This is a genomic window from Bacillus sp. z60-11 (assembly GCF_046464135.1).
Lineage (GTDB): Bacteria > Bacillota > Bacilli > Bacillales > Bacillaceae > Bacillus > Bacillus sonorensis_A.
The window spans coordinates 1-20710 of the sequence record NZ_JBIYSN010000005.1 but is presented as its reverse complement, the minus strand read 5'-3'; the positions used below and the strand labels follow the sequence as shown (position 1 = coordinate 20710).

Annotated in this window: 17 protein-coding genes and 1 riboswitch; of the genes, 14 read left to right on the top strand and 3 right to left on the bottom strand. The window is 48.7% G+C overall.

Going from position 1 to position 20710, the window contains the following annotated elements:
- Nucleotides 1-43 precede the first annotated feature (43 nt).
- Genes ACINLD_RS14765 through ACINLD_RS14755 form a run of 3 tightly spaced genes read left to right on the top strand, consistent with a single transcriptional unit; the run spans nucleotide 44 to nucleotide 4309 of the window.
- Nucleotides 44-1507: a tagaturonate reductase gene (locus tag ACINLD_RS14765; protein ID WP_410207049.1), complete on the top strand. Its 1464-nt coding sequence runs from the start codon at nucleotides 44-46 to the stop codon at nucleotides 1505-1507.
- Nucleotides 1507-2997 (top strand): UxaA family hydrolase, encoded by a 1491-nt coding sequence (locus tag ACINLD_RS14760; protein WP_410207048.1) that lies wholly within the window; start codon nucleotides 1507-1509, stop codon nucleotides 2995-2997. Before ACINLD_RS14765 ends, ACINLD_RS14760 begins: the two co-directional genes overlap by 1 nt.
- Before the next feature lie 13 nt (nucleotides 2998-3010).
- Entirely contained in the window at nucleotides 3011-4309 is a 1299-nt protein-coding gene (locus ACINLD_RS14755; protein ID WP_077735562.1) for a glycoside hydrolase family 28 protein, read from the top strand.
- Between the two features lie 34 nt (nucleotides 4310-4343).
- On the opposite strand, the gene ACINLD_RS14750 is transcribed toward ACINLD_RS14755, so the two are convergent.
- On the bottom strand, nucleotides 4344-5240 hold the full coding sequence (locus tag ACINLD_RS14750; RefSeq protein ID WP_026588734.1) for a LysR family transcriptional regulator: 897 nt from the start codon (nucleotides 5238-5240) through the stop codon (nucleotides 4344-4346).
- 150 nt (nucleotides 5241-5390) lie between these two features.
- On the opposite strand from ACINLD_RS14750, the gene ACINLD_RS14745 reads away from it, so the two are divergent.
- On the top strand, nucleotides 5391-6074 hold the full coding sequence (locus ACINLD_RS14745; protein ID WP_077735560.1) for an MOSC domain-containing protein: 684 nt from the start codon (nucleotides 5391-5393) through the stop codon (nucleotides 6072-6074).
- Nucleotides 6075-6120: 46 nt separating this feature from the next.
- Here the strand turns inward: ACINLD_RS14745 and ACINLD_RS14740 are convergent, their stop codons facing one another.
- Together ACINLD_RS14740 and ACINLD_RS14735 are read right to left on the bottom strand one after the other, a co-directional pair.
- Nucleotides 6121-6912, bottom strand: a complete 792-nt coding sequence (locus ACINLD_RS14740) for an SDR family NAD(P)-dependent oxidoreductase (protein ID WP_026588732.1) — start codon at nucleotides 6910-6912, stop codon at nucleotides 6121-6123.
- A 96-nt stretch (nucleotides 6913-7008) separates the two neighbouring features.
- Nucleotides 7009-7689, bottom strand: coding sequence for a GntR family transcriptional regulator (locus ACINLD_RS14735; RefSeq protein WP_026588731.1), 681 nt, complete (start codon nucleotides 7687-7689; stop codon nucleotides 7009-7011).
- 134 nt (nucleotides 7690-7823) lie between these two features.
- Nucleotides 7824-7995: riboswitch (cobalamin riboswitch) on the top strand.
- A gap of 113 nt (nucleotides 7996-8108) precedes the next feature.
- On the opposite strand from ACINLD_RS14735, the gene ACINLD_RS14730 reads away from it, so the two are divergent.
- From ACINLD_RS14730 to pdxA, 10 genes are all read left to right on the top strand, one after another.
- Nucleotides 8109-9062: an ABC transporter substrate-binding protein gene (locus tag ACINLD_RS14730; protein WP_026588730.1), complete on the top strand. Its 954-nt coding sequence runs from the start codon at nucleotides 8109-8111 to the stop codon at nucleotides 9060-9062.
- Nucleotides 9025-10089, top strand: coding sequence for a FecCD family ABC transporter permease (locus tag ACINLD_RS14725; protein ID WP_026588729.1), 1065 nt, complete (start codon nucleotides 9025-9027; stop codon nucleotides 10087-10089). Before ACINLD_RS14730 ends, ACINLD_RS14725 begins: the two co-directional genes overlap by 38 nt.
- Complete coding sequence (locus tag ACINLD_RS14720; protein ID WP_410207047.1) at nucleotides 10082-11365, top strand: ABC transporter ATP-binding protein; 1284 nt, start codon at nucleotides 10082-10084, stop codon at nucleotides 11363-11365. Before ACINLD_RS14725 ends, ACINLD_RS14720 begins: the two co-directional genes overlap by 8 nt.
- Before the next feature lie 188 nt (nucleotides 11366-11553).
- On the top strand, nucleotides 11554-12456 hold the full coding sequence (gene dapA / locus ACINLD_RS14715; protein WP_410207046.1) for a 4-hydroxy-tetrahydrodipicolinate synthase: 903 nt from the start codon (nucleotides 11554-11556) through the stop codon (nucleotides 12454-12456).
- Nucleotides 12457-12460: 4 nt separating this feature from the next.
- Nucleotides 12461-13630, top strand: a complete 1170-nt coding sequence (locus ACINLD_RS14710; RefSeq protein WP_410207045.1) for an iron-containing alcohol dehydrogenase — start codon at nucleotides 12461-12463, stop codon at nucleotides 13628-13630.
- A 69-nt stretch (nucleotides 13631-13699) separates the two neighbouring features.
- Nucleotides 13700-15103 (top strand): sodium:solute symporter family protein, encoded by a 1404-nt coding sequence (locus ACINLD_RS14705; RefSeq protein ID WP_410207044.1) that lies wholly within the window; start codon nucleotides 13700-13702, stop codon nucleotides 15101-15103.
- Nucleotides 15103-16281 carry a sialidase family protein gene (locus ACINLD_RS14700; RefSeq protein ID WP_410207043.1) on the top strand — a complete coding sequence of 393 codons (1179 nt, stop codon included), beginning with the start codon at nucleotides 15103-15105 and terminating at the stop codon, nucleotides 16279-16281. Before ACINLD_RS14705 ends, ACINLD_RS14700 begins: the two co-directional genes overlap by 1 nt.
- A 151-nt stretch (nucleotides 16282-16432) precedes the next feature.
- Nucleotides 16433-18211 (top strand): sigma-54-dependent Fis family transcriptional regulator, encoded by a 1779-nt coding sequence (locus tag ACINLD_RS14695; protein ID WP_077735554.1) that lies wholly within the window; start codon nucleotides 16433-16435, stop codon nucleotides 18209-18211.
- Nucleotides 18212-18231: 20 nt separating this feature from the next.
- Nucleotides 18232-19572 (top strand): four-carbon acid sugar kinase family protein, encoded by a 1341-nt coding sequence (locus ACINLD_RS14690; protein ID WP_077735553.1) that lies wholly within the window; start codon nucleotides 18232-18234, stop codon nucleotides 19570-19572.
- On the top strand, nucleotides 19548-20555 hold the full coding sequence (gene pdxA, locus ACINLD_RS14685) for a 4-hydroxythreonine-4-phosphate dehydrogenase PdxA (protein WP_077735552.1): 1008 nt from the start codon (nucleotides 19548-19550) through the stop codon (nucleotides 20553-20555). Before ACINLD_RS14690 ends, pdxA begins: the two co-directional genes overlap by 25 nt.
- Nucleotides 20556-20710 lie beyond the last annotated feature (155 nt).

Below are 20710 nucleotides of genomic sequence, written 5' to 3'. Positions count from 1 at the left end.
CGATAAAATGTTAACGTGTGCAAAAGAGAAGGAGGGGATTATGATGGAAAGGCTGTCCCGGCATAGCAAGTCTAAACCGGCTTATCCCGAACGGATTTTGCAAATCGGGGAAGGGAATTTTATGAGGGGATTTGTGGATTGGCAGATTCATAGATTGAATGAAGAAACCGATTTTAACGGCAGCGCCGTCGTCGTTCCTCCGCGGCGCGGTTCAGTGCAGGCTATCAATGAACAGGATGGTCTTTATACACTTTATTTGGAAGGCTTCCAAGAAGGACGGGAAATCCGCGAATCTGTCGTGATTACGTCGATCAGCAGGGGAGTGAATAGCTATGAGCATTATGATGAGTTTATGGCTATTGCCGATCTGCCGGACTTGCGGTTCGTCTTTTCAAACACGACTGAAGCGGGCATTGTTTTCCTGGAAGAGGACCGGCTGCACGACCGCCCGCAGCGGAGCTTTCCGGGAAAGCTGACCGCGCTTTTATACAGAAGATACCGCACATTTCAAGGAAGCGGGGATAAGGGGCTGGTGGTCCTCCCGTGCGAGCTGCTTGAGGATAACGGCCGGAAACTGAAAGAGATTGTTTTACGGTATGCCGATTTGTGGGAGCTTGAAAAAGGGTTCGCAGATTGGCTTGATCACGCGAATGTGTTTTGCAATACGCTTGTAGACAGGATTGTGCCGGGCTATCCGCAAGAACAGGCGCGCGAGCTTGAAGCAGCCGCCGGTTACCGCGACTCACTGATTGTCAAAGCCGAGCCGTACCATTTATTTGTGATTGACGGACCGGATTGGCTCCAGGATGAGCTGCCGTTTCAACAGGCCGGTTTGAACGTCGAATTTGTCGATGATGTGGCACCGTACAGGTTAAGGAAGGTCAGAATGTTAAACGGGGCGCACACGGCGATGACGCCCGTCGCTTATTTGGCTGGTTTTGAGACGGTGCGTGAAGCGGCTGAAGATGAGACAATCGGCCCGTTTATTCAAGAGCTGATCGAACATGAAGTGATGCCGACGATTGACCTGCCGAATCAGCAGCTGCACACGTATATGGGAGAGGTGCTGGACCGCTTTAGAAATCCGTTTATCCGTCATCGACTAATCGATATCTCTCTGAATTCGTTTGCGAAATTCAAAGTCAGAAATGTACCTGTTTTAGAAGAGTACTGGAAACAAACCGGCAAGCTCCCCGGAAGAACCGTTTTTGCTTTAAGCGCTTTAATTTATTTTTACCAAGGCAGGCGGGCCGGCGAAAACATTCCGCTGGCTGACGATCCGGAGACACTTGGCTTGCTGAAGCGGCTTTGGACAGAAAATAAAGATCCCGCAAACATAGCCGGCGGTGTTCTTGCGTCTGAAAGGTTATGGGGGCAAAACCTGAACGGCATTCCAGGCTTGGCGGATCAAGTCGCTGCCCATTTAAGGGACATTGAGTCGACAGGAATGAAAAAAGCGCTGGAAAAAATGATGAGTAGCCAGATGGCTGGGCTGGGGGATATATAATGAAAGACTGTTTGATCATCAATCCATTAGACAATGTCGGCATCGCCTTACGAGATTTACAGGCAGGCGAAGAGATCACAGCGGGAGAACAGACGGTTCTCATCAAGGGAACGATACTCAAAGGCCATAAATTTGCCTTAAAGGACATCGCGGAACATGAAGACATCATCAAATACGGTTTTCCGATCGGGCATGCGCGAGAAGCCGTTCAAAAGGGGGAATGGCTGCATACCCACAATACAAAAACAAATTTGGGCGGTGTTGAAGAATACAGCTACAACCCGAATTTTACAGAAAGCCCGTATCAAAAAGGGGCGCTCACTTTTAAAGGCTTTAGGCGAAAAGACGGGAAAACGGGAATTCGAAACGAGCTTTGGATCGTCCCGACGGTCGGCTGTGTAAATGGTGTCGCGGAACTGATCATCAAACAATTTAAGGCGGAGATCGGCGATATCGCTCCATTTGAAAGTGTTCATGTCTTGAAGCATCAATACGGATGCTCACAGCTCGGCGATGATCATATCAATACGAGAACGATATTGACGAGTGCCGTCAACCATCCGAATGCAGGCGGCGTGCTTGTCCTGGGACTCGGCTGTGAAAACAACAGCATCGGCGAGTTCCGGGAAGCGCTCGGGGAGTATGACGAAGACCGCGTGAAGTTTCTTCTGTCCCAAGAGGTGACCGATGAAGTCTCAGAGGGTGTCGAACTGTTAAAAGAGATTTATGAACAGGCAAAATACGATAAACGCGAAGATGTTCCCCTTTCCGAATTAAAGATCGGATTGAAATGCGGGGGATCTGACGGATTTTCCGGCATCACCGCCAATCCGCTTCTCGGCAGACTGTCCGACTTTCTGATTGCACAAGGAGGCACTGCGGTTCTGACGGAAGTGCCTGAAATGTTCGGAGCGGAGACGATCTTAATGGAGCGGGCGGAAAACGAAGAAGTTTTTCATAAAATCGTCCGTTTGATCAATGAGTTTAAACAGTATTTTATGGATCACCGGCAGCCGATTTATGAAAATCCGTCGCCAGGAAATAAAGCAGGGGGCATTACAACGCTGGAGGATAAGTCTCTCGGCTGCACGCAAAAGGCCGGCACTGCAAAGGTGACGGATGTGCTCCGATATGGAGAGACGTTGAAAAAAGCAGGACTGAACCTGCTGAGTGCGCCCGGCAATGATCTTGTCGCTTCAAGTGCGCTCGCTGCCGCAGGATGCCAGATCGTCCTGTTTACGACTGGGCGGGGCACGCCTTTTGGCACCTTTGTTCCGACAATGAAAATTTCGACCAATACGAGCGTTTACGAGGCGAAGCGCCATTGGATCGACTTTAACGCGGGCCGGATGCTGGAGGATCTTTCTGAAGAGGAGATCTTGAAGGAATTGATCGACTTTTTGCTTGAAGTTGCCAGCGGCCAACAGCTGAACAATGAGAAAAACGATTTCAGAGAACTGGCCATTTTTAAAACGGGCGTCACATTGTAAAGGGGGAAGAAACATGTGGCTGAAGGAAAAAAAAGACGAGATTTTAAGAGAGATGACCGTTCCCGTTTTTCCTGAGCGCCGTTTTGATATTACCGGGTTTGGAGCTGATGGCGCAGGCCGTGCGGATTCCACGGCGGCGATTCAGCAGGCGATTGATGAAGTGCATCAGGCAGGGGGCGGAACGGCGGTTGTCCCGAAGGGCGTGTTTCGTTCCGGCGCGCTCAGGCTGAAAAGCAATGTCGAACTGCATATCGCCCAAGGGGCTGTGATCCAGTTCAGCCGGAATCCGGACGATTACCTTCCGGTTGTGTTAACGCGATTTGAAGGGGTCGAGCTCTACAATTTTTCACCATTCGTCTATGCTTATGAAGCTGAAAATATAGCGATTACAGGAGAAGGAACGCTGGACGGCCAAGCTGATGACGAGCATTGGTGGCCGTGGAAGCGGGGCACAAACGGCCAGCCATCACAGGAAAAAGACCGCGACGCACTGTTTGAAATGGCGGAGCGCAATGTGCCTGTTGAAGAACGGCGCTTTGGAAAAGGCCATTATCTGCGGCCGAATTTTATCCAGCCGTACCGCTGCAAAAATGTTTTGATACAAGGGGTCACCGTCCTGAATTCTCCGATGTGGCAGATTCATCCCGTACTGTGTGAAAGTGTGACGGTGGACGGTGTCAAGGTGATTGGACATGGTCCGAACACCGACGGCGTCGATCCGGAATCATGCAAAAACATGGTCATTCAAAACTGCCAATTTGACAACGGTGACGACTGTATAGCCGTCAAATCGGGGAGAAATGCCGACGGCCGGAGGATCAATGTGCCTTCGGAAAACATTGTCATCGAAAACAATGAAATGAAAGACGGACACGGCGGGGTCACGATCGGAAGCGAAATTTCCGGAGGGGTGAAAAACGTATTTGCAGAAGGCAATTCCATGGACAGCGCGAATCTTGACAGAGCCCTCCGCATTAAAACGAATTCCGTCCGGGGCGGTGTGCTGGAGAACATATATTTTTACCGGAATACCGTCAAAAGCCTGAAGCGCGAAGTCATCGCGATTGATATGGAGTATGAAGAAGGGGATGCCGGAGAGTTCAAACCAGTTGTCCGCCAGATTGAAGTGGATCAGCTGAAAAGCTGTGGCGGACAATACGGAATTCGCGTTTTGGCATACGAGCATTCACCTGTTACCGGACTAAAGGTTACCAATTCGGAAATCAACGGCGTTCAAATCCCGATGGAGCTGAAGCATGTGAAAGACCCCGTATTTGCAAACCTTTATATTAACGGAAAGCTTTATGACTAGCGGGAAAATCCTCTGCGCAGACGGCAGAGGATTTTTATGTGAAGTTTTCATCTTGAACCGTGGAAATAAACCGCTCCATAAATACCCGGCTTGCTGCACACAAATATTTGTTTTTTCGGTAAACGATGCCGATCTCTGTTGTGATAACCGGGCTTTGAATAGGAACAGTCTGTATCGATTCATCGTCGATATACTCAAGATAGCCTTTAGGCAGGATGGTAGCGCCGACTCCTTTATTGACCATGTTCGTGATCGATTCCAATGTCGTCATTTCCATGACCGGCTCAAGAATAAATCCGAGCCTGCGGCACTGTTCGTTGATCAGCTGCCGCAGAAAATACGTATCAGGCAGTAAAATGGTCGGAATCTCTTTTATCATTTCAAGAGTGGCAAACGGTTCTTTGGCAATGGGGTGATGAAGCGGCGCGGCCAGGGCAAGCGGTTGTTTACATAATGGAACCGCTTCTAAATCATCATGCTCAATGGGCAGACAGACAATGCCCAGATCGAGTTCGTTCTGCAGCAGTCCTTCATAAATATCTCCGGTTCGCAGGCCTAAAACAGACAGTTTAATATTTGGATAGCTGCGGTGAAATTCAATGATGGTACGCGGAAGCAAGTAATTTACAACTGTCAGAAGGGCCCCGATCTTTAAGGAGCCCCTTTGTAAACCTTGAAGCTCGCTGATGGCAGCGCGCGCCTCTGACAGTTCATGAAAGATATGATAACTGTGATGAAGCAATGTTTTTCCCGCTTCCGTCATCAAGGTTCGTTTGCCGATGCGGTCAAACAAAGGCGTCCCGATTTCATCCTCAAGCAAGCGAATTTGCTGGCTGAGCGATGGCTGGGCAATCCCCAGTTTCTCGGCGGCGCGGGTAAAATGAAGTTCCTTGCAGAGGGTGATGAAATACTCCAATTGCTTTAACTCCAATGATCGTTCCTCCTGTCGCTCATTGATTAAATCATAGGCTGTAACTATTATTTTAATCATAATGATTGAATTGTTTAATAGGTAAGTGCGCCATTATACTATATTCAATAAGTTTTTCTCTTATCAACCATCAATATGAGGTGATGTAAAATGGAACTTGCCGACATTCTGTCGATCAATATCGGGAAACCGAAACAGGTACAATTTAAAAACAAAACGGTCTCGACCGGGATATACAAGACGACTGTGCAAGAACCCCTGTTTCTGTCATGGACCAATTTGGAAGGAGACGGACAGGCGGATCTCGTTCATCACGGAGGCAGGGAGAAGGCCGTATGTGTCTATCCTTATGAGCATTATTCGTTTTGGGAAAATGCGTTGCAAAGAAAGCTGGAATACGGCGCGCTTGGAGAAAACCTGACGATCAAGGGGCTGCTGGAAACGGATGTTTCGATCGGAGATGTCTTTCAGCTTGGTGAAGCCGTTGTTCAGGTCAGCCAGCCGAGGCAGCCCTGTTACAAATTATCTGTCAGGTACGGTGTTCCCGACATGGTTTTGAAGGTTCAGGAAACGGGTTATACGGGTTTTTATTTTCGCGTGCTGCAAGAAGGGCGTGTAGACAAAAACAGCGGCTTGAGACGAATCTCCCGCCACCCGAAAGCATTGACGGTTTCTTTTGCAAATCGCATCAAACATCATGAAAAGGACCATGTCGAGGGCATCAAAAAGCTTCTGAAGGTGGAGGAACTGTCAGCAAGCTGGCGCGCGTCATTTTTGAAACGTCTTGATGGCGAAGAGGCGGATCAGCATGAGAGGTTAACCGGCCATTTATAAACGCCGAAATGAAGAAAGATCCTCCGCTTCAAAGCGGAGGATCCTTTTAGATGGAGCGGATGATCCCGCCTTCCACCCTTTGAGCCGAACCGTTGATAGCTGCGGCTTTTTCCGAAGCGAGATAGACGATCGTGCTGGCGACTTCCTCAGGCTTCGCATAGCGCTGAATTAATGAAGTGGGCTCATTTACTTTGAAGTAATCTTTGACAAACGTATCCAAGTCGGTATTTTCCGCTTCGGCGGCCCCTTTCATATAGTTGGCGACGCCTTCGGTCCAGGTCGGTCCGGGCAGAACCGAATTTACCGTTACATTCGTTCCCTTCGTCATTTCCGCAAGCCCCCTTGATAAGCTGATCAAAGAGGTCTTGGTCATCGAATAAGGAATCATTTGCGGAAGCGGCTTAATGCCTGCTTCACTTGCCAGATTGAGAATTCTGCCCGCGTTCCGTTTCAGCATTTTCGGAAGGAAAGCGCGGCACAGGCGGACGGCGCTTAATACGTTCACTTCAAAATACTCAAGCCATTCTTCATCAGTGACATCCGCAAAGTCTTTCACTTCAAAAAATCCCATGTTATTGACAAGGATATCAAGTTCGCCGATCTGCTCCGTTTTTTCAATCAAAGTCCGGCTTTGCTTTGGATCGGACAGATCTGCGGCGATACCGTGAACGGTTCCGTACTTGGACAGCTCATCAACGACTGACTGAACCTTATCTTCTGTCCGGCCGTTGATGATGACCCGGGCGCCTTCAGTCAAAAAGGCTTCGGCCGCAGCTTTTCCAATCCCTGCCGTAGAACCTGTTACCAAGACGAGTTTGTTTTTTAGTTGTAAATCCATACATATCAATCCTTGTTTTTGAAAGTTGAGATGAAAAACATCTATTTAAAGTATAGCGCAGTCGGGCTTTAGCGTCGAAAGCCCTGCTTGACACCTCTATTTTTCCCTTTCTTTCAGCAATTGATGAATATCTTTCATCGGCCGCAGCCAATTTTGTTTCATCATCTCAGCCGCTTTCTCCGGATTGTTTTTTTCAAGTGCGTCAATCATTTGCCAATGCTCTCTGGCTGATTGCAGTTTCGGGGAGGCGGATTGATTGAGAAAGACGTACTTCATTCGTCTGATATGGAGCTGCAGCACATCGGAAAATTGCCGGACATACGGGTTGTTGGCTACGTCTGTTATGAGATTGTGAAAATGTTCGTCAAGCTCAGCCGCCTCATGAATATTCTCGTGCTTGACCGCGAGTTCATAGTCAGCCGTCAATGCTTTCAGCTCGGCGATCTCTTCAGATGTCAAAAGCGGAGCGGCCATTTCGGCCGCCAGAGCCTGAAGCTGGGCGAGCGGAGGATACACTGTCAATACATCGTCGGGATGAATGGATGTAATTTTCGTTTCCTTTCCGGGCCTCATTTCGACAAACCCTTGAGACTCAAGAAGCTGGAGCGCCTCCCTGACAGGGGTGCGGCTGACGCCGAGCGCCTCGGCAAGGTCGATGTCTGTGACTTTTTCCCCGGGTTCAAGCGTCCCGTCGACGATCCAGCGCTGCAACTGATTGAACGCTTTTTCTTTTGCTGAAAGTCTGATTTGCGGAGTGAAATTTTTCGGTATCGGCATGGAATCACCCTTTCTCTATATGCAATATATCGTAATTGCTGTTCACAAAACAATGGTTTCGTTCCGAAAAGATCCTTTTTCAAATCTCGTATACAAGCCTGATCTGATTATAGTATAATAATTCAGAAATTAGGATACGACTGAGTCAGAAAGGTGCTGCCCGGCATTGCTTGGCAGCTTAAAAGGGGAAGCCGGTGAAAGTCCGGCGCGGTCCCGCCGCTGTGATTGGGAGCGAAACGGATGATGAAGAAGTCCGAAAAGCGATGAACAAGAGCCAGAATGCCTGCCTGGATGATGACGCGCGTAATCTGCGAGGACAGATGCGGTGTGAACGGTGTGCTTATTTTTGGCATTCATTGTTTGCTGCATCTTTACTGAGTAGAGATGTTTTTTTATTTTATCCCGAGGAGGAAAGCAAGATGAAGAAGTTTGCATATTTATTGCTTTCACTGCTCCTGGCCGCCGGCGTTCTCGCCGGATGCGGCGGATCGGCGGAAGCGCCGGCGGAGCAGCATAAGCAGGAAAAGACGGCTGAAGCATTTCCGGTTTCAGTGAAGGATGCGACAGGCAAAGAAATCAAAATTGAAAAAGAACCGAAAAAAATCGTTTCTCTGATGCCGAGCAATACAGAAATTACATATGCGCTGGGCCTGGGCAAAAAGGTGGTCGGGGTCACAGATCTTGATACATATCCAAAAGAAGTGAAAGAAGTCGAAAAAATCGGCGGGATGGAATTCAACACGGAGAAGATCATTTCGTTAAATCCCGACTTGGTGCTGGCCCATGCTTCAACGATGCAGAGCGCAGAAGAAGGGTTGAAACAGCTGCGTGACGCCGGTATTACAGTCGTCACGGTGAATGATGCACAGTCATTTGAGGAAACATATCAGTCGATCGAGATGATCGGCGAGGCAGCAGGTGCGAAGCAGAAGGCTCAAGATCTTGTGAAGAACATGAAATCAGACCTTGCCGCCATTAAAGAAAAAGCTGAAAGCATTTCAGAGAGTGAGCAGAAAAAGGTGTTCGTCGAAGTCTCTCCCGCTCCTGATATTTATACGACCGGAAAAGGCACTTTCATGAATGAAATGCTGGAAGCGATCCATGCGAAAAATGCCGCTTCTGAGCAGGAGGGCTGGGCTAAGATGACAGAGGAATCGATCATCAAGCTGAATCCTGATGTGATCGTCACGACAAGCGGTGCTGCGGCCGTCAGCGAGATCAAAAAGCGAAGCGGCTGGAGCGGTGTTAAAGCGGTCAAAAACAATCAAGTATATGACGTGGATCCCGACCTTGTGACCCGTCCGGGGCCGCGGTTGATCAAAGGGGTCGAAGAGCTTGCGGAAACCATCTATCCTGACGTTTTTAAGAAGTAACCGCATTGCGGCCTATCTCATCAGCCTGATCTTTTTGTCGGTCTCTATTCTTATGGGAATCTCCATCGGATCTTTGGAGATTCCCATTCCGTCTATTATCAAGGTATTTTTGCATGAATGGATCGGTGTACAGGGAATAGCTCCTGATCCGACAGAGGCGAACATCATCATGAACATCAGGCTTCCGCGGGTGGTATTGGCATCGCTCGTCGGAGCGGCCCTGGCTGCGGCTGGCGCCGGTTTTCAAGGGCTTTTGAAAAACCCGCTCGCAGACCCTTATACGCTCGGCATTTCATCCGGCGCATCCGTCGGAGCGGTCGTTACGCTGTTTTTCGGGATTCAGCTGCCGGTTATCGGGAGGTTTACCCTTCCGTTTCTGAGCGTTGCCGCGGCGGTTGCCGTGATTTTTTTCGTTTTGTTCTTTGCCCGGCTCGTTCACCCGTCGCTTACGGTAACGGCATTAATATTAACCGGGATTATCTTCAGTTCGTTTTTCGGTGCGCTCATCTCTTTAATGATCGCACTGACGGGCGATGATTTAAAACCGATCGTCCACTGGCTGCTCGGCAGCGTATCGATGCGGGGATGGAGCTATATTGCTCTGTTTTTGCCATTTTTTATAGGCGGTATATGCGGTTTGCTGCTGAACGCAAGAGAATTGAATGTGATGACGTACGGCGAGGAAAAAGCAAGGCTGCTCGGAGTGAATGTGAAGCGGAGTAAATATGTCGTTCTGTTGGCGGGGTCTATTTTAACAGGCAGTGCTGTCGCGGTGTCTGGAACTATTGGCTTTGTAGGCCTCGTCATTCCGCATTTTATCCGGCTTCTGTCTATTACGGATCACCGCCATCTTCTGCCGCTCTCAATGCTGAACGGCGCTTCATTCCTTGTGCTGTCAGATCTTTTGTCGAGAACCATCATTGAGCCGTCCGAGCTGCCGATCGGTATTATTACCGCACTGGTGGGAGCACCTGTTTTCGGCTTTATATTGATTAGGCGTTATCAGGGAGGGCGAGTTCATGATTGATGTCATCCGTGTGTCCGGCGGCTATGGAAAAACGGATGTCTTACAGGACATCAGCTTTGCGGTAAAGCAGGGTGAATTTTTAGGAATTCTCGGTCCGAACGGCAGCGGAAAGTCAACCTTGCTGAAAATATTGTCTGGGACAATCGCCCCTCGAAGCGGTGAGGTGCTGCTTGACTGCCGCTCAGTTGGGTCGTATCAAACGAAAGAGCTCGCTCGCAAAATGGCAGTGCTTCCTCAAAAAACGGAGCAGGCCTTTTCCTTTACGGTCGAGGAAACGGTTCAGTTTGGCCGCTATGCGTATCAATCAGGCTTTTTTCGGCAGCTGACAGTTGAAGACCGTGATGTCGTGAAAAGGGTGATGAAACAGACGGACACGCTTCGCTTTGCCCAAAAATCCATACACGAGCTGAGCGGCGGAGAGCAGCAGCGGGTGTATTTAGCCCAAGCGCTTGCCCAGGAACCAGAATACTTGCTGCTTGATGAACCGACAAGTTTTCTTGATTTGTCATTTCAAAAAAGTTTTCTTGATTTAATGAAACAAGAAACAGTTGTATCCAAACTCGCAGTGATCGGGGTGTTTCATGATGTGAATATTGCGAGTTTATACTGTGATCGTCTGCTGTTGTTGAAAGATGGAAAAGCAGAAGTTATTGACCGCCCGGAAGCTGCCCTTTCTGCCGGGCGTATCGAACGAGTGTATGATACAGATATCACAGCGCTCGACCATCCTGAGCGTGCGAATCCGCAGTTTACAATCAAAGCGAAAACGATCCCGCAGAAAACCAAGCCCCTCTTTCTAAAAGAGCAAATTGAACAATATTTGCCGCACGGCATCGCATTTTTGGCAGACCGCCCGCTGCGTCTTCTGTCTTCAGAAGGGGGCTTTGCTTGGAGACGAAAACTTGTTTTCGCAAGCGGAAACAACTCTGGATGGCCGCATGACCTGTCAGCCTTTGAACAGGAAACGCTGTTTATGCAACATGATGCTGAATTGGCTGACTGTCATATTGTGTCGGAAAGCGGTGATCTTTGCATCGTCGGCATGAAAGGTGTGGATGGGTATTTGGCCATATGGGTGTTAATTGATGGCTGTTTGCACGATGGTCAATTTGTGCAGGCGATAAGTGTTGCAGCAAATGCCGCAGCTCAGCACCGTGTTTCGTGCAGTGATGTGCTTGTAGCGGCCACTCAATCCGGTCGGTCAGCGGATCAAACCGCTTTTTTGACACAAATTCAAAATAAAACAGCGGTTTGTGTGAAAGCTTTAAAAGATTAATTTGACCTGTCTTTGGACAGGTTTTTTTTATTGTTTTAAAACGCATCAACTGAAGGTGAGGATTCATTCTTTTGTCCCAAATTCGAAAAATGTGTTGTTTAATGAATCAATCAACCTTTATAATAAAGTTCGAGAAAGCGCTTTATTGTTAATATGTTTAAAAATGCAACAGAAGGGAGCGAAGTCACTTGAAAGTAGAGGGAATTATCCCTGCTATATTGACACCGCTTACAAAAGAGCGGGCTTTTCATCCTGGAATCGCCGAAAAGCTGGTGAATCATTTAATTGATTCAGGCGTCCACGGTATTTTTGCCTTAGGGACAAATGGGGAATTTCATTTATTCTCACAAGAGGAAAAGCTTCAAATTGCTAAAACGATTGTGAAAGCGGTTAATAAACGTGTGCCTGTTTTCATCGGGACAGGAGAAAACAGTACTGAGGCGACTATTTCCTTATCCAATCAAATGGCGGATATCGGAGCGGACGCTCTTTCGATCATTACGCCATTCTTTGTCGCACCTTCCCAGGAGGAATTGTATCAGCATTTCCGCACGATTTCTGAAAATGTCGCGCTTCCTGTCCTGCTCTACAACATTCCGTCGAGAACAGGAGTGTCATTGGAGCCCGAAACGGTTGAGAGGCTGGCGGCATTGCCGAACATCATCGGCATTAAGGACAGCAGCGGCAGCTTCGCCAATATTAAGGCGTATCTTGAACGTACAAAAGACCAGTCCTTTTCCGTCCTTGCAGGAACCGATTCATTGATTTTAGACACATTGAAGGCGGGAGGAACAGGAGCTGTGGCTGCCACAGCCAATGTGCTTCCGGAAACTGTTGTTTCAATCTATAAATCTTTTAAACAAGGAAACATTGAAGAGAGTGAGCATTATCAACAGCAGCTGCAGCCGCTTCGCGATACGTTTTCACTCGGTTCACTGCCGGCGCCGTTAAAAAAAGCAGCGGAGCTTGCCGGCATTGATGTTGGACCGCCTAAAAGTCCAATTGCAGAGTTGTCAGGAGAGCCGCTGCTAAAAGTGAAAAAGATGCTGGAAGGCTACGGAATTAACGCAAAACTGGCAAAGGAGCAGTGAGGATATGAAGACGCTTTATCATTTTCAAACAGCCGCCCGAATTGAGGCTGGTCCACATTCACTCAATTTGCTTGGTGACCACTTAGATCAGATTGGATTGAATGAGATTTGCTCGGTGTTTATTTTAACTCAGCCGTCGATCGTTTCTCTCGGCTATGCAGACCAAATCAAAGAGGTGCTGGCTGAGAAAGGCATCTCAAGTGAAGTCAACACGGATATACAGCCGGAGCCGACGGAACAAAACATCGAAGAGGTTTTTCAGCTTTTTTCTGAAGGAGGCCATGACGCGATTCTAGGAATTGGCGGAGGCAGTGTGCTCGATGCGGCTAAAATCCTCTCTGTTCTGAAAACAAATGAAAAACCAATTTCAGCTTTGATTGGCACGAATCTCGTTGAAAAGCCCGGCGTTCCGCTTGTGCTGATTCCGACAACATCCGGAACAGGGTCAGAGGTGACGCCGAATGCGATTGTGACGTTCCCGGAGAAAGAATTAAAGATTGGCATGGTCAGTCCCTATCTGCTGCCGTCGCTTGTGATTTTAGATCCGGTTTTGACGACCGGTCTTCCAAAGGCGATCACAGCTGCAACCGGAATGGATGCATTTACACACGCACTTGAATCCTATATTTCCAACAAAGCAAATCCATTCAGTGACATGCTTGCACTTGAATCTATGAGACTGATTTCCTCAAGTATTCAGGAGGCCTATCACCATGGAGACAACCTGGAGGCGAGAGAAAAAATGCTCGTTGGCGCCATGTATGGCGGAATGGCCTTGACAAGCGCAGGGACAGCAGCGGTTCATGCGCTGGCTTATCCGCTCGGAGGAAAATACAAAATATCTCACGGTGTGGCCAATTCAATGCTGCTTCCGCATGTAACGGCCTTCAACGCGGATCATGTAACTGACCGCCTTGCGGATGTGGCCGGCGTGATTGGAATCGAGCCAAAAGGTTCGAAGGCCAGCCTAGCAGAGCGGGTTATACGAAAAATTGAAGAGTGGACCGCAGATTTAAATATTCCGCAAAATTTAAAGACATTCGGGGTATCAAAAGAGGATGTACCATCGCTTGCTGAGGCGGCAGCCGACGTTAAAAGGCTCATGGATAACAATCCAAAGCCGATGTCCATTGCGGAGATTGAAGCTGTCTATTTGAAATTGCTGGATATGTAGGCTGCCCGGATCTGTACATGTTTTTCACCATGAGCCTGTAAGAGGCTCACAAACAAAGGGGGAGTTTGGGTGGATGTTTTAAGCGGTTCGATCATAACGTTTATTTTGGCAGTGATCGTGGTTTACATTCTCTTTACGACATGGCTGACAATGCGGTTTCGCAGTAAATCAAGTGCGGAATTTAACAATGCCGCCAAAACGCTGCCGGCGATTGTTGTCGGCATTCTGCTGATGAGTGAATTCATCGGCACCAAATCGACAATCGGGACCGCTGAATCAGCTTATACACATGGTTTGGCAGCTTCATGGTCGATTGTAACGGTCTCGATTGCGTTTTTTATTTTTTCCTTCTTCTTAGCAGGGAAATTTTATAAAACCGGCCAATATACGATCTCCGGGATTATTAGTGAAAAGTTTGGCCGTTCGACCAAGCTTGTCGTTTCTATCATTATGATTGTGGCCCTTTTACTTGTGAATCTTGGAAACTATTTAAGCGGATCGGCGGCCATTTCGTCTATTTTAGGTCTTCCGCTCATGACGTGTGCAATTATTACAGCGATTGTCAGCACCTTTTATTTTACGTTTGGCGGAATGAAGGGCGTTGCCTGGGTGACAATTTTGCATTCTCTTGTTAAATATACGGGAGTTCTGATCACATTAGGGGTTGCACTCTATTTGACAAAAGGCTGGGAGCCGATGACGCAGCAGCTGCCGGAGCATTTCTTCACTTGGGACGGCAGCATCGGATGGGGGACAATCGGCGCCTGGTTTATCGGCAACATGGGGGCGATTTTTGCGACTCAATTTATTATTCAGGCTATTACCTCATCGAAAAGTGAGAAAGAGGCAAAGAGATCAACGCTGTATGCAGCGCTGCTTTGTCTGCCGCTGGCGATTGCCATTGGAGTCATCGGCGTTGCTGCACGGTATTTGTACCCGGATATTGATCCAATTTACGCATTTCCGGTGTTTATGCAGCACATGAATCCTGTGCTGAGCGCGATTGTAGCGACATCCCTTGTGGCGTCTATTTTCGTCGGCGTCTCAACGGTTGCGCTGGCGACAACGACGCTGATCATTGATGACTTTTATGTACCGAAAGCAAATCCGACACCAGAACAGCGCATGAAAATTACGAGATATGTTTCTATTATCGTCGGTTTTATTCCGCTGCTCGGGGTTGCGCTGGCGCCAGAATTGTTAACGCTTTCTTTCTTTACGAGGGCGCTTCGGACATCAATTGCCGTTGTGGCGGCGATGGGCTTTTATTTGCCATATTTTAATTCAAACCGCGGAGCAACCATTGGTCTGGCGCTTTCCGGCATAGCGACGACGGCATGGTATTTATTGGACAATCCGTTTGGCATCGATAACATGTACATCGCTATCATTGTTCCGTTTATTGTCCTCGTATTAGACCGTCTGATCAGCTCGCCTGCGAAAAAAGAATCAAATGTGGAGGAGGAATTGTGATGAAACAAAGTGAAGCTTCCCTGCCGATAGATGGTCGCATCAGAGAAAATAAAACCGATTCGGCCAGAAAGGATGCGTTTTTGCCGACAGACTGCCCGCAAAACCATGCAGCCAACCTGCTGGAGCTGGACAATGGTGATCTGTTGTGCGTCTGGTTTGGGGGAACGCAGGAAGGCATCCCGGATATATCGATTTACATGTCAAGGCTTGAAAAAGGAAGTGGTGAGTGGACACAGGCAGAAAAGCTGTCAGGTGATCCTTCCCGCTCCGAACAAAACCCTGTGCTTTTCCAAGAGCCTGACGGCCGGCTCTGGCTTATGTATACGGCACAGCTTTCCGGCAATCAGGATACAGCGGTCGTCAGATACCGGACATCGGATGATAGAGGCCATACATGGAGCGGGATTGACACGTTGTTTGCCGAAGCAGGGACTTTTATCCGCCAGCCGCTCATTGTTCTGGATAACGGCGATTGGCTGCTTCCTGTCTTTTACTGCATCACCCTGCCGGGCGTGAAATGGACTGGAAACCGTGACATCAGCGCGGTGAAAATTTCATCTGATAAAGGCAAGTCGTGGGAGGAAGTGAAGGTGCCGGGCAGTACCGGATGTGTTCATATGAATATTGAAAAACTGCACGACGGCACCTTGCTTGCGTTGTTTAGAAGCCGTTTTGCAGACTCGATTTATGTGAGCCGCTCTATTGATAACGGCCGCACCTGGTCAGAGCCTGAGCCGACCGAGCTGCCGAACAACAACTCCTCCATTCAATTTACAGCGCTTCAAGATGGGACGCTTGCTCTCGTATACAATCATATGAATGCGAATGAAACGACCGAAAGAAGAGCCTCTCTATACGATGAAATTGAGGATGAGGATGATACAAGAACAGGTGTTGACACAGAAGCGCGTCCAGCCTTCTGGGGAGCGCCGAGGGCGCCGATGACATTGGTGTTTTCACGGGACGGCGGCGTCACATGGCCTGTCAAAAGAAACATCGAAGTCGGCGACGGTTATGCGATGACGAACAACTCAAAAGACAAGCTCAATCGCGAGTTTTCCTATCCGTCGATCAAGCAGGGGAAAGACGGTGATCTGCATATAGCATTTACGTACTACCGTCAGGCGATTAAATATGTACGGGTCCCGCAAACGTGGGCCACAGCCGGTCAAGAATAAAGCCGTTTGAATGAGCGCGCGGCACTGGCATGAATTGTATCCCTATATCGCATCATTTATAATTTAAGTTCGAGGGGGCTGTCCCAATCGTTTGAACGGACTCCCTCGCTGTCTCCTTGACTGAGAGAGAATGAAAGAGGGGGTCCATTTCATGAAAATTAAAGTGCTTGGCATTGCGCCGTATAAAGGCTTAGGGGATTTATTGACAGAGCTCGCGAAGGAAGAACAAGACATTCAATTTCAGCTGGAGGTCGGCGATTTACGCTCCGGCGTTGCAATTGCAGAGCAAGCTGAATCGCAGGGAACCGATATCATTATGAGCCGCGGCGGTACAGCCTCGCTCATACAGCAACACGTGCACATCCCTGTCGTGGATATCCCTGTTTCCGGGTATGATCTGCTGCGGGCGCTGACGCTTATTAAAGATTATCAAGGAAAAACAGCCGTCGTCGGCTTTGAAAATATTACCCAAGGGGTTCGCACTATCAGCGAGCTTTTCGGAATAGAAGTTGATTTATATACGATTAAAGCAGAAATGGAAGTATGGGATCTCTTGAGGGACATTCAGCAGCAGGGGACCCAAATTGTATTGGGAGACGTCATTACCGATAAAGCGGCAAAGGAGCTGGGCATGCAAAGCATGCTGATCACGTCCGGCCGTGAATCGGTTAAAGAAGCGTTTCACAGTGCAAAGCAAATGTACCGGCTCTTTAAGGAGGCATCTGAGGAGCAGCGGATGTTTAGAGAGATGATCGATCAGGAAGAAAAAGGGATGATCGTCATTGATGACAACAGCCGGATCCGCTTTGTGAACAAAACGGTAAAAAATTGGATCGATGAGGGTCTTCTTGAACCTATTGTTTCTGCCGATGCCATCCATGAATGGTGGGAAGAGCTGGCTTTTGCTGTACAGTCAATAAGAGAGGGCAAACAAAGCGGGTATTTTCAATTAGAAACAGGAGAAGCCGTCTGGCATATGAAAGGCTCCCTTCTTTCAAAAGGAGAGCTGCTGATTGCCATTGAACAATCAGTGTCCAGCCGCGATCATCAGCATCTTGCATGGTCGTTTGCAGCGCCCGTACATTCATTACAGCCATTTTCATCATTTACACAACAAAGCAGGTCTATGAGGGACACGGTTCAGCAAGCGCAGGCATTCAGCCAGACGCATAAACCTATTTTACTGTACGGAGAGGAAGGAACGGGGAAATCAGATCTCGCCTTTGCGATTCATCAAATGAGCCCTCGGCAGCAGCAGACGTTTGTGACCATTCATTGCAGCAAGGTGAAAGAGTACGCATTGCTGAAAGACCTTCCGGTTGTTCAGAACGGGACGATCTTTCTTCGGCATATCGAGCATCTGCCGCTCGAAGTCCAGCATGATCTCGCCGTGTGGATGAAACAGGATCGGCAAATCCGCTGGCTCGCCTCTTCATCTGCCGATTTATTTGCAGAAATGAAAGCAGGGCGATTTGACCCTGATTTATACAGCTGTTTACAAGGATTGACGCTCTATGTCCCGTCGTTGTCAGAGCGGGTGGAAGACATGGAGGACATGAGCAGACTGTTTATTGCTGAATTTAATTCAGCTTATGGCACACAAGTGGTCGGACTTGCGCCTGAGGTGATGAACGCGTTTCGCAAGCAGACATTTCGGGAGAATGTCCGGCAGTTTAAGCGATTACTTGAGGAGCTTGTGCTGACGGTGAAAAGCGGATATATCACATTGGCTGAAGCCGCACCGCAGCTTGACCGTCTGTCCAGCGAGAACAAGGAAGAGAGCTTAAAAGGCTGTTTGGAAGGGACGCTTGCGGACATCGAACGGCGCATCATTCAAGCGGTGCTGCAGGAGGAGAATATGAACCAATCCAAAGCGGCGAAGCGATTGAATATCAACCGCACCACCTTGTGGAGAAAACTGAAAGAATAGCTTGAGACCGAGGTGTCGATATGACAAACGTACGTTGCAAAAAAGGAGCGGACATCAGCCAAAAAATATTGATAGTCGCTGACGATTTGACGGGTGCCAATGACACAGGCGTTCAGTTTGTTAAAGCTGGACTGAGCGCGGCTGTTCTTTTTGACCAATCCGGTGCAAATCCAGCGGATGTCAAAGAAGATGTCATGATTTTAGATACGGACACGCGCGGTGCGTCGCCGAGCGAGGCTTACAAAGAAGTCAGTTCAGCATCGCATCCGTTCGCACACCTTGAATCATACCTTTTTTTAAAGAAAATTGACTCCACATTAAGGGGAAACATCGGGAGCGAAATCAAAGCGCTGATGGATCTGGGACGTTTTGATGCAGCAGTGATTGCCCCTGCTTTTCCTGATGCAAGGCGGATTACTGTGGATGGCGTTCATTATGTCGATGGCGTGCCCGTTCACAAAACTGAAGCCGCCATTGATCCGAAAACACCGGTTACTGAATCGCGGATCCCTGAATTGCTTTTCGGTCAGACACATGTTCAGCCAAAAGCGGTAGGCATCGAACAGCTTCGCAGACCTGATGATCAAGTCCAGAAAGACCTTAAATCGTGGATAGCCCAAGGGTATGAATGGTTTGTCTGCGATGCAGAGACAAATGAGGATCTGCGCTGCATCGTGCAGGTGTTCATGAACAGCGGGCAATCCATATTATGGGTCGGCGCTGCCGGACTGGCCGGTGCACTCGCCCAACATGTCAGAAAGAGGCCGCTGCAGACAGACAGACGGAATGAGCCGGTAATGATCGTCTCCGGCAGTGCATCGAACATAACAAATGGACAGCTCGCATATTTAAGAGGTCAGCAGGATCCCCTTGACGTGTGCATCAATCCGCTGAACGTATTGAATGGATGTGAAACACGGGAGCAAAAGCGCGCGCTCGATCAAGTGCTGGCTCATCAAGGGAAAGATGTTCTGCTTTATACTGATGCGAAGCCGGAAATGGTGCAGCGCATTATCGCTTTTGGGAGAAGCCAAGGCCTTGAGCGGCAGACTGTAGGCGAACGGCTCTCCCGATTTCTTGGTGCAGTTACAACTGAAATCGTCAAGACGACAGGGTTAAAACGCCTCGTTTTGACAGGCGGAGACACAGCGCGTGCGATTTGCAACGAGCTTGGTGCAGACGGCATTCAGCTGCTGGGGGAGATTGAAGCGGGCATACCGCTCGGCAAGCTGCTCAACACAGATATATATGCGGTGACAAAGGCGGGCGCCTATGGTCAAAACGATTCTGTTCTAAAAGCTGTTGAGGTGCTGAGAAATATAGAGGAGGAAGACAGATGGCAAAACCAATCATTGCATTGACGATGGGGGATGCGGCAGGTGTCGGCCCGGAAATTATCATCAAGGCATTTGAGCAAAACAGTTTGCATGAAAACGGAACATTATTTGTGATTGGGGATTACAGCATTTTAAACAGAGCGAAGACGTTCACTGGCTCAGCGGCAGACATTGTAAAAATCAGCGAGCCGGAAGAGGGAGCTGATGTAAAGCCCGGGGTCATTCCTTGCCTCGACCTTCAGCTGCTGACAGATGATCTGAGAGTCGGAGAAGTGTCGGCAGAAGCGGGAAACGCAGCGTTCCGCTATCTTGAACAGGCGATTGTCCTTGCCAACGAGAAGCGGATTGACGGCATTTGCACAGCGCCTTTAAATAAGGAAGCCCTTCATAAAGCGGGGCACATGTATCCGGGCCATACGGAAATTTTAGCGGAATTGACGCAAACAAAGGACTTTGCGATGATGCTGGCTGCACCGAACCTGAAAGTGGTCCATGTCACGACCCATGTCGGTCTGCTTGACGCCATTCATCTCATTGATGTAAAGCGGGTGTACACGACAATTCAATTGGCGCATGACACGCTGATTCGCGCAGGCATTTCGCAGCCTAAAATCGCCGTGTGCGGCATTAACCCTCACGCCGGTGAGAATGGTTTGTTTGGGCATGGAGAAGAGGAAGAGAAAATTGTCCCTGCCGTTGAACGCGCGCAAAGTGAAGGTATACAGGCATTCGGCCCGCTGCCCGCTGACACGCTTTTCTTCAGAGCAGTGAGAGGCGACTTTGATATAGTGGTGGCGATGTATCATGATCAAGGACACGGCCCGATTAAGGTGCTTGGCCTTGAAGCCGGTGTGAACATTACAGTCGGCCTGCCGATAATCCGTACGAGTGTTGACCACGGAACAGCCTTTGATATTGCGGGAACCGGCAAAGCTGATCCCGCCAGTTTAGAAGAAGCGGTGAGACAGGCGATCATGCTGTCCGGTACGAGTGAGCGGCATGCATAAAAAAAGAAGAGCCTTCCGATTAAGGAGGCTCTTCTCAGACTGTCGAGAAAATCTCGACAGTCTTTTATTTTTTCCTTAAATCATCCATTTCTTCATTTTATAATAAAGAAAAGGACTTAAAAGGAAGGTGTTTTGCTAATGTTCTACACCAGAAA